This is a genomic window from Nitrincola sp. A-D6 (assembly GCF_000764495.1).
Classification (GTDB): Bacteria; Pseudomonadota; Gammaproteobacteria; order Pseudomonadales; family Balneatricaceae; genus Nitrincola.
On the sequence record NZ_JRLB01000003.1, the window covers coordinates 1 to 14,894 of the forward strand.

The following is a 14,894-nucleotide window of genomic DNA, read 5'->3' on the forward strand; positions in this document are numbered from 1 at the left end:
GCTGATCCAGCTGTGTCGTATTCTGGGTGCTATTCCCTATGCAGTGTCTCAGCCAGGCAAGGCTGAAGCTTTGTTGGCCCTGGGGGCTGAAGCTGTGATTGATCGGGGTAATTTAGACGATTTTGTTGATCGGACGCTTGCTGTAACAGCCGGTGCCCCGATTGATGCGGTAATGGATCTGGTGGGCGGAGAGATGACTGATCGTTTTATCGATACCATGATTCAGGATATGCATGCCCGAACAACCTATCCGCGTCTGAGTATTGCGGGCGCCAGTGGTGGCAAGTCTCAGCCAGATGATGTGGACACGCATCTACCTCTACCAGGTACAAATTTTTGGTGTGTCCCACGGAACGAGGGAAGAGGCACGGCAGTTAATGCGCTGGATTGCCGAGGGGCAGCTCAAACCTGTGTTGCATGGCACTTTCCGGCTTTCACAGTTACACGCCGCGGAAGACTATTTCGTTAATCGAGGCAGTAACTATCTGGGTAAAATCGTCATAGTGCCGGATGATGAATGGGCTGAACAGGGTGCTCCTTTTGCGTTGCCGGAGGCTGGCGTATGAGTCGACAACTGAGCCTGCATTTGATGGATACGCATGCCGGGGGAGACGTTAGCCGGATCGTCTATGCCGGGGTAAAAGCGCTACCAGGAGACAGTGTCCGACAACAGATGGAATACCTGCAACGCGAAGCTGATGGGCTGAGAACACTGTTATTGTTTGAACCCTATGGTATTCCGGAAATGTCAGTGGATCTGCTGGTGCCTGCCACCAATCCTCAGGCGGTGGCTGGTTATATTATTATGGAGGTCATGGGGTATCCGATCTATTCCGGTTCCAACACCCTATGCACGGCAACCGCGGTACTGGAGCTGGGCCTGGTGCCCAAACAGGAAGGTCGGCAGCAGTTTATGCTGGAATCACCTGCCGGACTGGTGCAGATCGACGCTGAAATACGCGATGGGTGGTGGAGTCAATTACTTGTGAGGGCCTTCCCAGTTATATCGATTGCTATCAACAGACGATCTCAGTAGCGGGTCTGGGTGAGGTAACCTACAGCATAGCCTACAGTGGTGGGTTTTATGCGCTGGTCGATGCTGCCGCACTGGGTTTCAGTCTGACACTGGATGAAGAAGCCCGGTTAAGTGTTTGTGCACACGCCATTATTGAAGCGATTCGAGCTGAACGAAGTTTCCGCCATTATTCACTCGGTGATGTTGGTCCTATTCCCTTTCTGCACTTTATGGGGCCGGTTGAAAGCCCGGCTAAAGGGCAGTACGCCTCTCGTTCGGCAACCTACGTGCATCCGGGTGTTATCTGTCGTAGTACCACGGGAACGGGCACGTCTGCACGACTGGCGTTGATGCAGTATGAACAGCGTATAGTGCCGGGTGATACGCTGGAAACCTGCTCCCTGAGAGAAACCCGCTTTGTCGGCCGGTTTACCGGTTTGAGTCAGGTAGCAGGGCAAACCCTGGTTGAAAACAACATCACCGGGAAAGCCTATGTGTTAAATCGCGCTGAAATAATCGTCAATGCAGATGACCCGATGGTGAAAAGTGACGGGTTAAATTTACTGTTGAAGCCGGTCAGTTGAATGGATTATTAAGCCGGTTTTAGCTGACACTCGTTTTGTATCGCTATTTTTGTTATTTTCAGCTAGTGAAAGCAACAACTAGCTGTTTTATATCAACGAGGAGTCAGCAATGGCGTTTGCAAAAGTGCAGGAAGCACTGGATTTTCTGGAGCGTTATCCTGACATAGAACTATTCGAGCTGTTTATCCTGGATGCCAATGGGGTGCCGAGGGGCAAGCTGTTGCATCGTGAGGAACTGCTGCCGGTGTATGAATCCGGTCGCCCCCTGCCAAGCACCATTATGGGCCTGTCGATTAACGGTGATGATGTTGAAGAGTCCGGTTTGGTATGGGATGTGGGCGATGTTGACTGCCGAGCCTATCCACTGGCTGGCAGCCTGGTGCTCATGCCCTGGCGATGTATTCCGACAGCCGCGCTACAAGTCAGTATGCATCCACAACAGGGACTCCCTGCGGCTGTAGCTGATCCACGTCATCTGTTGCAGCAGGTTATCGGGCGTTTCGAGGCTAAGGGATATTACCCGGTAATGGCTTGTGAGCTGGAGTTCTACTTGCTGGATCAACAGACTGACAGCCTGGGTAAACCCCAGTTGGCACCGGAGCCAGGTGGTGCCAGACCCTATGCCACACAAGTCTATGGCCTTCGCGAACTGGAGCAATTAGAGCCTTTTCTGGCCGACCTGTATGCCGCCTGCAAACTGCAAGGTATACCAGCGCGCACCGCGATTTCTGAATATGCTCCCGGTCAGGTTGAGATCACCCTGCAGCATGGCGATGCCTTGACCGCTATGGACCAGGCGGTGCGTTACAAGCGGCTGGTGAAGGGCGTCGCGCATCAACATGGCATGCAGGCCTGCTTTATGGCTAAACCCTTTGCACAGCTATCGGGTTCAGGCATGCATATGCATATCAGTCTGAACGATGATCAGGGGCATAATCTTTTTGCCAGCGACGATCCGGCTGGAACACCGCTGTTGCGCTGGTCGATTGGTGGCATGCTGGCGTGTTTGACCGATACCCTGCTGTTTTTCTGTCCCAACGCCAACTCCTACAGGCGTTTTCAATCGGAAAGTTATGCGCCGCTGGCGCCCACCTGGGGTGTTGATAACCGGACGGTATCCATGCGTATTCCCGGAGGCCCGCCTGCCAGTCGTCATATAGAACACCGGATCTGTGGTGCTGATGCCAATCCTTATTTGGCAGCGGCTGCGATTCTGGCTGGCGTGCTGCGTGGTGTTGACGAACGCCTGGACCCTGGAACACCGGTAACTGGCAATGGCTATGCGCAGGTCACTGAAACTCTGCCAGGAGATTGGCTGACAACTCTGAATGCCTGCTCCACATCTACCTGGCTACCCGAGTTGATAGACCCGGCATTTCTCAAAATTTATCTGGCCGTTAAGCAGGCTGAATACCAGCAGTTTATGGCCGAAGTAGGTGAACAGGACTGGCGCTGGTACCGTCACACCACTTGATGGCTGTCTAAATGAGTAAGGATTAACCGATGAATCGTAACAATCTGGCCGGTGCCCCTCGTCAGGAGCGCTTGCCTTCCTATTACAGTGCCACTGTGAATGATCAGAGCGTCTATCCGCCTTTGCAGCAGGACATAGAGACGGATGTGGTGATTATTGGCGCCGGTTTTACCGGTATTGCATCGGCAGTGGAGCTGGCTGAGCGCGGCTATCGTGTGGTGGTAGTGGAGTCCAATCGCGTTGGCTGGGGTGCCTCTGGCCGAAATGGCGGTCAGGTGACCGGCAGCTTATCCGGCGATACGGCGATGCGCAAACAGATGCGCGCAACTCTGGGTAAGGATGTCGATGATTTTATCTGGTTTATGCGTTGGCATGGTCACGACATTATTCGTCAGCGTGTTGAGAAGTATGCCATTGACTGTGACTTGCGCTTTGGTCATCTGCATACAGCGATGAAGCCGGTACACATGGATGAACTACAGCAGAGTTATGCCGAGGCGCAGGCTCGCGGTATGGCCGATGAGATCAGCTTACTTGATGCAGAAGGCGTCCAGACGGTGTTGGCAACAGACCTGTATTGTGGCGGGCTTCGAAATAACCGCAATATGCACCTGCACCCATTGAACCTCTGTCTGGGTGAAGCCCGCGCGGCAGTCTCTTTGGGCGCTCGGATTTACGAGCAGACACAGGTGCAGGCCATTGAAGAGGGTGATAAACCGGTTGTAGTCACAGATCGGGGTCGGATTCGTGCTAGTCACGTGTTACTGGCGGGTGATGTGTATCACCGATTGGCTCAAAAGCAGCTGGGCGGGATGATATTTCCCGCGATGGGGGGCATAGTGACAACCGAACCCCTGGGTGAGTTGGCCAAGCGGTTGAATCCGGAAAACCTGGCTGTATATGACTGTCGTTTTGTGCTGGATTACTACCGTATGACCGCCGATGGACGTCTGCTTTTTGGTGGTGGCTGCAATTACTCCGGCCGTGATTCCCGCGATATAGCTGCTGAGTTGCGGCCCGCTATTGAAGCGACCTTTCCACAGTTGAAGGGTGTTCATATTGAGCATCAATGGAGTTGTGCCATGGGTATTGTGGTCAACCGTATTCCGCAACTGGGGCAGCTATCGCCCAATGTCTGGTATTGTCAGGGGTATTCTGGTCATGGCGTGGCCAGCAGTCACATTATGGGGGAAATTATGGCTGAGGCGATTAGCGGTCAACTGGATAAGTTTGATGTCTTTGCCCGTTGTTCACATGTACGTGTTCCCATGGGGGATTGGCTGGGTAATCCAATGCTCGCAGCAGGGATGTGGTATTACCGTTTACGGGAAGCGCTGCGTTGAGTGATCTGGCTTTGAAAGTGTTGGTGATTGGCTATGTCTGGCCCGAGCCCAATTCATCGGCAGCGGGAAGTCGTATGCTGCAGTTACTCAACAGCTTTATAGGTCAGGGCTGGCGGGTGGATTTTGCCAGCCCGGCACAACCTACCGAACATCAGGTCGATCTGGCCGAGCTGGGTATCAACAGTCATGTTATACGCTTAAATTGCAGCTCATTTGATCAGTTTTTACTGGATACCTCCCCCGATCTTGTTGTCTTTGATCGATTTATGATGGAGGAACAATTTGGCTGGCGGGTTGAAAAACATGCGCCTCAGGCCTTGCGTATTCTAAATACCGAAGACCTGCACAGTCTGCGTCAGGCACGACATCAGGCACTCAAGGCCGGGCGGGACTATCAGCCGGAAGACCTGCACAGTGAATTGGCGATACGTGAAGTTGCAGCCATTTTTCGTTCTGACCTGACCCTGATGATCTCTGCCGTCGAAACCCGCTTGCTGCAACAGCAATTTCAACTGCCTGCCACGCAACTCTATACCCTGCCGTTTATGTTGGAGCCCATTACGCTGACGCAGAAACAACAGCGTTTAAGCTTTGCCCAGCGACGTGACTTTGTCAGCATCGGTAACTTTCGTCATGCACCTAACTGGGATGCCGTGCTCTATCTGAAACAGACGCTCTGGCCAGCCATTCGCCAGCAGTTGCCAGATGCCTGCGTACATATTTACGGTGCCTATCCACCGCCCAAAGCCACACAACTGCATAATCCTGCCCAGGGGTTTCTGGTAAAAGGCTGGGCCGATGATGCCAAACAGGTAGTCGGTCAGGCGCGGGTGTTACTGGCCCCTTTACGTTTTGGGGCTGGATTGAAAGGCAAGCTGGTAGAAGCGATGCAAACGGGTACACCCAGTGTCACCACACCAATAGGTGCCGAAGGCATGCACGCTGAGTTGCCCTGGAGTGGTGCAATTTGTGACGGTGAGACTGCGTTTGTCCAGCAGGCGGTAAACCTCTATACCGCTGAAGTTGACTGGCAGCAAGCACAGCAGCAGGGTGATCAAATACTTGAGCAGTTATATAACCGAGTAGTGTTGGAACCGGATTTTATTGCTCATATTCTGCAGCAATATCAGCAGCGTGAAACCCTGCGGCAACAACACTTTATCAGCCAGATGCTGCGGCATCACAGTATGAAAAGCACGCAGTATATGGCGCAGTGGATTGAAGCGAAAAACAAGCACAACTAGGCTAACAGAGCAGGGCTTAGGTGGTATGCTAGATTACCTGAGTAGATAGAGATAACGGATTGTTACGGAAGCAATGACTATGGCAAAAATATGTTTACATGTCCGCGTGATTGGCCGGGTGCAAGGGGTTTGGTTTCGGCGCTTTACCCAGCAACAGGCCGAAGCGCATGGTGTAGTGGGCTGGGTGCGTAATCTGGCGGATGGCAGTGTTGAAGCCCTGTTGTGCGGTGAAGAGATCAATGTTCATCATGTAGAAGCCTGGCTGAATCAGGGGCCGGAGTTAGCCACAGTAGCTGAAGTGATTGCCGAACCACGCGATTGGGATGAAAGCTATACCGGCTTTGAAATACGCGATGATGCTGGCAATTAAAGTTATTGTTTGCAATAGATTCAAGAATTTAATTCATCGGCAAAGTCGTGATTAACATCGCGATGCTTTGCTTCGTCGGCCCGCACAGCCAACACCACCTCACGCAAACGCGCATCTTCCGGTAGCTGCCAGTAGTCTATGGCAATCTGGGGGGCGGGGACGTTTTCATAGAGTCCGCTGTCTATACCGGCGAGATATTCGGTATAACTGTATACCGCTTCCTCTTCCAGGTAGCCGACAAAGCGATGTGCTGTTCGTGGTGATATCAGGTAGAGCAGGAAAAAACAGTTATAGAACAGACCTTGAACCAGCAGAATCAGCAAACGTTCAAAACGGTTGGGCTGGGCGATCTGTACAAAGGTCATCAAGTGCATACGCTCATTCTCAGCCTCTTCCAACAGCGTTCGAATCCAGCCATCGTCACTTTTAAGACGTCTTAGCGCTTTTAAATGCTGCAGGGCTCCACCCACCATTCCCGGAACGGCGGCAACCGTTTCAAGCACAACGGCACGATGCCCGTAGCGCTGGGCAAAAAATTTATCGGCAAAAAAACGCAGAAAACGGGTCATGAAATAGGCCACCCGATCAGACCCTGTCTTTGGTTTGAAATGTGTCTGAATAGGCTGTTCGGACATGTATAATCCCAGGTTATTTTTGCAAGATTCAGTTAAGTATGGCTACTCAAGGTCGAATAGGTTCCCGACAACTCAACAATACTACAGGCCTTGATAGGGAGGGATGGTGTTACTGTGTGAGGCAAAGGCTTCGATGGGCATAGGCCGGGCATATAAAAATCCCTGAAACGAGCGGCAACCGAAGCGCTGCAGTGCATCGCGTTGATCGAGATTTTCAACGCCTTCAGCAATGACATTTAACGCCAGGCTGCGGCCCAGATCGATAATGGTTCTGACCACAGCAAGATCACGAGCATCTCTATGCATATCGCGTACAAAAGACTGATCTACTTTCAAGGTATCCAACGGCAGATTAATGAGTAGATTCAGCGATGAAAAGCCGGTGCCAAAATCATCCAGTGAAAAGCGTATCCCTTCGGCTTTCAGTAGCAGCATTTTCTCAATAGTTTGTTCAACGTTATCTATCAGCAGACTTTCGGTTAACTCCAGTTCCAGGCGGTTAGCTGGTGCACCGGTTTGTTTCAGGATACCCAACACATCATCAACAAAACTGTTGTGATGCATCTGCGCAGCACTGATATTGACCGCGATGGTCAAGTGCGCCGTATCGGGATGTTCTGACCAGCTAACTAACTGTTGACAAGCGGTACGTAAAATCCACCGCCCCAGCGGAAGGATCAGCCAGTCGTCTCAGCCACCGGGATAAAGTCAGCTGGGGATACCAGTAGCTGTTGCGGTGGTTGCCAGCGGATTAGAGCTTCGACACCGGTCATTTGCCCTTCAGCATAATACTGGGTTGGTAGTAAAGTATAAACTCCTGGTCTTTAAGTGCTCGACGCAGGCCAAACTCCAGCTTAGCCCGATGCTCGGCTTTTTGTTGCATGCTGGTATCAAAAAAACGTATCTGATTGCGTCCGACTTTTTTGGCGTCATAAATAGCCAGTTCAGCACGTTTAATCAGTTCTTCCGGGTTGTGCTTACTGTCAGAATAGAGCGCTACACCCAGGCTGGCTGAGGTGGTGTAGTCCTGCTCCTGTATCCGAAATGGACGTTCAAAGGCCTCTATAACCTTGTCCAGAACCTGCTCAACCTGGTTCAGCAGCAAGGTATCATCCGCTGACAGATCTTCCAGTAATAACATGAACTCATCACCGCCAAAGCGTGCCAGGGTATCACTGACGCGTACCTGCTTGCTTAGCCGCTCGGCTATGCCTGTGAGTAACTGATCACCGGCCTGATGCCCCAGGGTGTCGTTCAGCGTGCGAAAGTTGTCCAGATCTATAAGAATAACGGCACCATTACCCTGCTGGTTATGACGACTGGCCAGGCTATGTTGAAGCCGGTCCATGAGTAATCGTCGGTTCGGCAGTCCGGTGAGTAAATCGTAAAATATCAGTTGATGAACTTCCTTTTTATGACGCTTCTGCTCAGATATATCGGTTGCCAGTCCGCATAAGGCATAGATATTTCCTTGTGCATCAAGCATAGGCACTTTTATTGAAAGAAAAGTGCGTGGTTCGTTTTCACCGGGGAGCTTGTTTACCTCTTCTTTGACTATACTTTCTCCGTTTATGAGTGCTCTGTCGTCGAGACGGAAAATTTCAGCCGTAGATTCACTATCAAAAAAAGCGGCATCGGTTTTACCTATAATCTCCTCTTCAGGGAAGCCAAACAGTTCGCAAACCTTGGGGCTGGCATAAACATAGTGATGCTGAGGATCCTTGATATACACATAAGCCTGCAGGTTATTGAGTATGGTGGTTAACTTGTCATCACTTACTTGCAACTCGCGCAGGGTGTTCTGCACTTTTTGTCTGAGGTATCTCATAGTTAACAATGCCAGCAGCAGCAGGCCAAGTAGCGTAACCAAACCGACCCATACCAGCTTGGGAATAACCTCTACTTCAACGGATGTTTGCCAGTTTTGCAGAATACGGTTATAGGGTGAGTCCTGTTCGGTTTTCCATTGTTCCAGCCAGTAATCAATTTTTTCCAACAGTTCGGTGTGTTGATTAATAGAGGTGGCAAAAAACAGCCGTGCAGGTTGAAACAAAATCGAGGTGGGTTCTAGGTCATAGCCATTTATATGATAGCCACCAAACAGATTATTGGTAGCCAGAGCATCGGCTTTGCCTTCGGCTAGCAGGTTGAGCGCTGACTGCAGATCGCTAACCCGTATCAGCTCCATCTGTATACCAAACTCTTGATTAATCTGCTCTAAAAAGTCTAGTTGAATTGAACCAGCCAGAATGGCTACACGCTTTTGATCAAGGTCCAGTACAGAGTCGATTTCTATGTCAGCATGACGAAACACCTGTGACCAACTGTGCAAAGCGGGCAGGTGATGAAATGACATCAGTGTCTGCCGTTGCTCACTGAAGGCGACATCCGGCATCAATTCAATCTCACCCTTGTGGAGCAGTTGCAGGCAGGCATCCCAGTTACAGGGAACCACCTGGAGTTGCCAGTCTTCACGCTTGGCAATTTCCAAAATCAGTTCCCCTAAAATGCCAGAAGGCTGACCGTCAGGCCCCAGCATGATTTTAGGGGGATTTTCATACACACCGATACGAACGCTTTGCGTGTCAGCCTGAGCGTTGAGCGTGAGCAACAAAGCCAGTAACAGACAACACTGCCTGATACCCATTGATATCCGTGTCATAAAGCCAACTGTTCCATAAAATAGTTCATAACCGCAGTATAGACATGAAAATATAAACTAGCCTGTCTTCATGGGGTTGTCTTCATGGGGTCAGCCAGCTTGATTGAAAGTTGATATCATTGATTCATTAGGTAAACTGATCTTGGTCTGAATACTACAAGGATGTAACATCATGGCTAGACTACCTAGATTGGTACTACCCAATCAGCCTCTGCACATCATGCATCGAGGTAATAATCGTCAAGAAATATTTGAAAATAAAGAGGATGTTTCGCGTATCCTTTCCGATATTGCGAAGTCGCTCATCAAGGCAGATTGCCAATTACATGCTTATGTCATCATGACAAATCATTTGCATTTACTGGTTACACCAAAAGACAAACACCAGTTATCTGTGTTTATGCAGTCTATGACCAATCGCTATGTCAGGTACTTTAATTCCAGTCGGGAACGAACAGGCACCATTTGGGAAGGGCGGTTTAAATCATGCCTTGTAGACAGCGATCATTACCTTTTCACGTTATATAAGTATATCGAGATGAATCCGATAAAAGCCGGAATGGTAATTGACCCAAAAGAATACCCTTGGTCAAGCTATCACCACAATGCACTTGGAGTTGTGGACGAACTGATTACAGAGCACCCTCTCTATCTGGATTTAGCAGCCACAAAAGCTGAAAGAGCTGTTCTTTACAAGTCGATGATAAATAACGTTGACCTAAGTAAAGAGAATCAGAATATAACTGAGGCAACTATTCGTGGGGAAGCATTGGGTGATGTAAACTTCAATGATTGGGTAAGCAAACAAACTGGAAGGCCAGCAAAGCTGACGTCTCATGGGGGAGATAGAAAGAGTGCCAAATACCAAGCTGGCTGACCCCTTGATTCCGGACTGGCCAACTGGGTTGATGGTGATTCAGGGAAACCATCTGGAAGAGCTGCGCAACTTGATGGTGCGCTGGACAAAGGCCTATCCATTAGCCCCACTGGAAAACGAAGTGATGCTGGTGCAGAGTAACGGCATCGCACAGTGGTTGAAACTGGCGTTGGCGGCCGATAGCAGTGAAACGCTTGAGGGGGGCTTAGGCATTGCGGCCGGGTTGCAGGTGATGTTACCCGGGCGGTTTATCTGGCAGGCCTACCGACAAGAGTTTCCACAGTTGCCCAGTGCTTCACCCTTTGATAAAGCGCCATTGACCTGGCGCTTGTTACGCTTGCTCAGTGATCTGCCAGCCCTGGACACCAGAACAACTGATCCTCAGGCATTACAGCCGTTGCAGCATTTTCTCGATCAGGACCCCTCCGTGTCACGTACCTGGCAGTTAGCAGCGCGGTTGGCTGATCTTTACGATCAATATCAGGTCTATCGTGCCGATTGGCTGGATGCCTGGCTGCAAGGTGATGCTGTATTGATCACGGCTGCGGGGGAACGTCAGCCACTGAAAGCGGAGCAGGCCTGGCAGCCGTTGCTTTGGCAATGGCTAAATGAAGATATTCGACAGGCGCATACGGAGGCTGATTTTCTCAGTTATGCCAGTCGTTCCAGCGTTCATCAACAGTTTTGTCAGCAACTCAGCGAGGCGGGGAACAGTCAGCGACTGAGTGGTTTTCCACGGCGAATCATTGTGTTCGGTATTTCGTCCTTGCCGCGGCAAACATTGGAAGTACTTGAAGTGCTGTCACAGTTTTCCCAGGTGATGCTGTTTGTCTGTAACCCCAGTCAGCATTACTGGGGCGATCTGATCGAAGGACGGGAACTATTCAAAAAAGCCTATCAGCGTAATCCGGAGCGCCGGGTGCCGGATAATCTCGACGAAGATCAGCTGCATCTGCATGGCCATCCCTTATTGGCAGCCTGGGGACGTCAGGGCGTGACTATCTGAGACTGCCAGATGAGCGCGATCAACCGCCAACCTATCAGCAGCACTTTGAACGCATCGATCTGTTTGCCTCCCCGGGCAGTGAAACGCTGTTGCAGCAACTGCAGGACGATATACTGGAACTGCGCAGTCTGAATGAGCGCCAGGCGATGCACAGCCAGGTGGAGGAGCGGGATCGCAGCCTGGGCTTTATGGTTGCGCATAGTCCGCAACGTGAGGTGGAGATACTCCAGGATCAGCTACTAGCTGAGTTTGAGGCAGCACAACAGGCGGGCCATGTGTTGAACCCCCGCGATATTCTGGTCATGGTGCCGGATATCCAGGTGTATGCCGCCCATATCGATGCGGTATTCGGTAAACTGGATCGTGACGATCCGCGTTATCTGCCATTTCATATTGCCGATCAGGGCAACGCCACAAAGCGCCTTTGCTGATTGCACTGGAAAGTCTGCTGCATCTGCCTGAGTCCCGTTTCAGTGTAACGGAACTGCTGGATCTATTGGATGTGCCCGCCCTACGTGCCCGATTTGAACTGGATGAGGTTGATCTGCTCAGCCTGAAACGCTGGATACAGGGCGCCAATATTCGCTGGGGGCTGGATGCAGCGCAGCGTGCGGCGCTGGAGCTGCCTGAGGGTGTGTCGGGCAATACCTGGCGTTTTGGCTTGCAGCGTATGCTGCTGGGGTATGCCAGTGGCGAAGGATCTGCCTGGCAGGGCACCGAGCCCTATGCTGAGGTGGCGGGTTTGGAAGCGGCCAGGCTGGGGCCTCTGGTGGTGCTACTGGATCAACTGGAACGTGCCTGGCAGACGCTGCAGTTACCCACCTCTGCCGGTGAATGGGCGACACGTTTGCAGCAGTTGCTGCAGGATTTCTTTTTGCCTCAGTCGGAGCTGGATCAGGCGTTGCTGCTTAGAGTTGAACAGCAGTTAACCCAGTGGCTCGAGGCTGTCGAATTGGCTGAAGCCAGTGAGCTGCCATTAACGCTGGATGTGGTGCGTGAAGAGCTGTTGTCCGGTCTGGATCAGCCGGGACTGAGCCAGACCTTTCTGGCCGGGTCGGTCAATTTCGCCACGCTGATGCCGATGCGTGCCATTCCGTTTCGGCAAGTCTGGCTGCTGGGGATGAACGATGGTGCTTACCCGCGTGCTGTCAGACCGGTGGATTTTGATCTGATGGCACAGGATTACCGTCCTGGTGACCGTTCCCGGCGTGAAGATGATCGCTACCTGTTTCTGGAAGCCTTGTTAGCCGCACGTGAAAAGCTGGTGGTCAGTTGGGTTGGTCGTAGTGTTCGCGATAATTCCGTGCGCCCGCCGTCTGTGCTGGTTGGGCAGCTGCGTGATCATCTTCAGGCGGGTTGGCAAGGTCAGAGTGACGATCTGCTCAGCGAGTTGACCACTGAACACCCGTTACAACCCTTCAGTCAACGCTATTTTGCCCAGGACGCTGTTTCACCGGCACCGTTCAGTTATGCCTCTGAATGGTTGGCAGTGCATCAGCCGATCAGCCAGGTGCAATCACCGTCAGGACTAGTGGCCTGGCAACCGGAATCCGCCTTGTCTCTAGCCCAGTTAGTGCAGTTGATGAAGCAGCCGATCGATAGTTTCTATGCACTGCGTCTGCAAGTGCCGCGAAGTGAATCCATTCAGGTGTTACGCGATACGGAAAGCTTTGCTTTGGATGGGTTGGAGGTCTGGAGTTTACGCGACCGGTTGCTGCAGTCAGCGGTTTTACCTGCGCTAGATGAAGCCGATTTTTTCCAGCGTCTTGCCGATGAAGTAAAGCGCATTCAGCGGCAAGGCTTGCTGGTCGAGGGCAGTCATGGTCAGTTGCAGGGGCAGAAATTGTGTCAGGGGCTGGACGCGGTCTACACCGACTGGCTAGCCGAGCGCACAGCATTCAGTGAACGGTTGGAGAGCCAGCCGTTGGTGTATTCAGCGCAGAGTGCATGGGGAGTGTTGGGCGTTGAGGCAACGCTTGAACCCCTGTATCAACACCCTGAAACAGGGGAAATCACCCTGCTGTTGTTGCAGAGCGCAGGTTTGATCAAACAGGGCCGGTCACGCAAATGGCACAATCATCTGCGCGGCTGGCTGATGCATCTGCTGGCTAACCAGAACGGCCTTGAACTCAGCACCCGGATTATTACGCCTGAGGGTAAAATTCGCTTTGCGCCTCTGACGTCTGAGCAGGCAAAAGCCTGTCTGGATCGTCTGCTACAGGCGGCACATGCAACACTGCAAGCCCCCACACCCTTGAGCCTGGAGACCGCCATTGCCTGGTTGGCCAATCGGGAAGATGCGGCTGAATCTGCTTTCCCTGAAGGAAAGCTGCTGGCCAAACTGCAGGAAGCGCTGGATAAAAGCGCCGAGCATAGCCGTTTCTTTCATCAGCATTGTGCTGATCTTGAGCAGCTCTGGTCAGAGGGTCGTTTTGCTCAACATGTGCAGGCGCTTTATGGTGATTTTCATCAGGCGGTGGCATCGCAGAAGGAAGGCCGCTCATGAATAATCGCATCAATCGTCTGGACCCTTTAAGCTTTCCACTGCAGGGCAAGGCGCTGATAGAGGCCAGTGCGGGTACCGGCAAAACCTTTACCCTGGCGCTGCTGTATCTGCGTCTGGTGATTCAGCATGGTGGTGATCAGGCCTATAGGCGCCCGCTGCTGCCACCGGAAATACTGGTAGTCACCTTTACCAATGCGGCCACAGCGGAACTACGTGAGCGTATTCGTGCGCGCCTGGTGGAAGCGGCAGGGGTTTTTCAGGGTGAGGCGTCAGACGATACCTTGTTGCAGGCGTTGATGCAGCAGTTGCCTGCCGATCAGCACCTGCGTGCGGCACGGCAATTGACACTGGCCGCGCAGTGGATGGATGAGTCGGCCATCTCTACCATTCATGCCTGGTGTTATCGCATGCTCAAAGAGCACGCCTTCGACAGCGGCAGTGCATTTGATCCGCAACTGGAAACCAGTGAGCAGGCCTGGCAACAGCAGGCCAGTGAAGATTACTGGCGCTGTGCCTACAGCCAGTTGCCTGTGGATGAACTGGCCCTGGTGGTCGACTGCTGGGCATCACCCGATCTGTTGCTGAAACAAGTCAAACCCTGCCTGGACAAGTTGGCTTATCTGGCCAATCCGCCAGGATCAGCCTTGCAGCTGATTCAGCGTTACCAACAACAGCGCTCCGCTCAGCTGGATGCATTGAAAGCCGAATGGCGGGCGCAGGATTATATCGGTCAGCTACAGCGGGTGTTTGATGAAGCCGCTAAACAGAAAGCCTTTCAGGCGAAGAAGCTCAATACTGGCCATCGTGCGGGGTACTGAACAAGCTGAGCAACTGGCTGGCACAGGCCTCGCTGGAGGATCCGGGTATCTTCGCGGCTAAAAGCTGGCGGGTGATGTCATCTGCAGGGGTTAGCGAAATCTGGGTGGATGCCCAACAGGCCCCCGTCAACCACCCAGCCTGTGTGGCTCTGTCACAGTTGCAACAGGCACTGGCGGACTTGCCGGATCTTCAACCTGAGCTGTTATGCCATGCGGCTCACTGGATTGCTGCGCGGATCGAGAAGGTTAAGCAACAGTCAAACAGCCTGAGCCAGAATGACTTGCTGTTACGTCTCGACCAGGCTTTGGCTTCCTCCAGGGGGAGGCGCTGGCTACGGCGATTCGCCGGCAATTTCCGGT

12 protein-coding genes and 2 pseudogenes are annotated in these 14,894 nt (G+C 52.1%); 11 read left to right on the plus strand and 3 right to left on the minus strand.

The window, feature by feature from the left end:
- The 6 genes and pseudogenes from LH51_RS00345 to LH51_RS00370 form a co-directional block, all read left to right on the plus strand.
- A pseudogene (locus tag LH51_RS00345) lies at window positions 1-566 on the plus strand (zinc-binding dehydrogenase); the annotation flags it as partial.
- Window positions 563-1,599, plus strand: a pseudogene (locus LH51_RS00350) (proline racemase family protein). The pseudogenes LH51_RS00345 and LH51_RS00350, both read left to right, overlap by 4 nt.
- A gap of 109 nt (window positions 1,600-1,708) precedes the next feature.
- Complete coding sequence (locus LH51_RS00355; RefSeq protein ID WP_036518671.1) at window positions 1,709-3,073, plus strand: glutamine synthetase family protein; 1,365 nt, start codon at window positions 1,709-1,711, stop codon at window positions 3,071-3,073.
- A gap of 29 nt (window positions 3,074-3,102) precedes the next feature.
- Entirely contained in the window at window positions 3,103-4,416 is a 1,314-nt protein-coding gene (locus LH51_RS00360) for an NAD(P)/FAD-dependent oxidoreductase (RefSeq protein WP_036518673.1), read from the plus strand.
- Window positions 4,413-5,660, plus strand: a complete 1,248-nt coding sequence (locus tag LH51_RS00365) for a glycosyltransferase (protein ID WP_235263356.1) — start codon at window positions 4,413-4,415, stop codon at window positions 5,658-5,660. Before LH51_RS00360 ends, LH51_RS00365 begins: the two co-directional genes overlap by 4 nt.
- Before the next feature lie 79 nt (window positions 5,661-5,739).
- Window positions 5,740-6,030 carry an acylphosphatase gene (locus tag LH51_RS00370; RefSeq protein WP_036518676.1) on the plus strand — a complete coding sequence of 97 codons (291 nt, stop codon included), beginning with the start codon at window positions 5,740-5,742 and terminating at the stop codon, window positions 6,028-6,030.
- Window positions 6,031-6,050: 20 nt separating this feature from the next.
- On the opposite strand, the gene LH51_RS00375 is transcribed toward LH51_RS00370, so the two are convergent.
- The 3 genes from LH51_RS00375 to LH51_RS00380 all read right to left on the minus strand — a co-directional run bounded on the left by LH51_RS00375 (window position 6,051) and on the right by LH51_RS00380 (window position 9,327).
- Complete coding sequence (locus LH51_RS00375; protein WP_036518678.1) at window positions 6,051-6,665, minus strand: alternative oxidase; 615 nt, start codon at window positions 6,663-6,665, stop codon at window positions 6,051-6,053.
- Between the two features lie 81 nt (window positions 6,666-6,746).
- A complete protein-coding gene (locus LH51_RS20270; protein ID WP_144244116.1) occupies window positions 6,747-7,346 on the minus strand; it encodes an EAL domain-containing protein in 600 nt (199 codons plus the stop codon).
- Window positions 7,347-7,434: 88 nt separating this feature from the next.
- A complete protein-coding gene (locus LH51_RS00380; protein WP_144244118.1) occupies window positions 7,435-9,327 on the minus strand; it encodes a diguanylate cyclase domain-containing protein in 1,893 nt (630 codons plus the stop codon).
- Window positions 9,328-9,499: 172 nt separating this feature from the next.
- Here LH51_RS00380 and LH51_RS00385 point away from each other — a divergent pair, with 172 nt between their 5' ends.
- The 5 genes from LH51_RS00385 (at window position 9,500) to LH51_RS21035 (ending at window position 14,534) form a co-directional block, all read left to right on the plus strand.
- On the plus strand, window positions 9,500-10,204 hold the full coding sequence (locus tag LH51_RS00385) for a transposase (protein ID WP_036518680.1): 705 nt from the start codon (window positions 9,500-9,502) through the stop codon (window positions 10,202-10,204).
- A complete protein-coding gene (locus tag LH51_RS23815) occupies window positions 10,182-11,210 on the plus strand; it encodes an exodeoxyribonuclease V subunit gamma (protein WP_052063305.1) in 1,029 nt (342 codons plus the stop codon). The genes LH51_RS00385 and LH51_RS23815 overlap by 23 nt, the downstream gene beginning before the upstream one ends.
- Window positions 11,211-11,299: 89 nt before the next feature.
- Entirely contained in the window at window positions 11,300-11,641 is a 342-nt protein-coding gene (locus LH51_RS23820; RefSeq protein WP_327123848.1) for a hypothetical protein, read from the plus strand.
- Entirely contained in the window at window positions 11,635-13,716 is a 2,082-nt protein-coding gene (locus LH51_RS23825; RefSeq protein ID WP_052063307.1) for an exodeoxyribonuclease V subunit gamma, read from the plus strand. Before LH51_RS23820 ends, LH51_RS23825 begins: the two co-directional genes overlap by 7 nt.
- A complete protein-coding gene (locus tag LH51_RS21035; protein WP_052063308.1) occupies window positions 13,713-14,534 on the plus strand; it encodes a UvrD-helicase domain-containing protein in 822 nt (273 codons plus the stop codon). Before LH51_RS23825 ends, LH51_RS21035 begins: the two co-directional genes overlap by 4 nt.
- Window positions 14,535-14,894 lie beyond the last annotated feature (360 nt).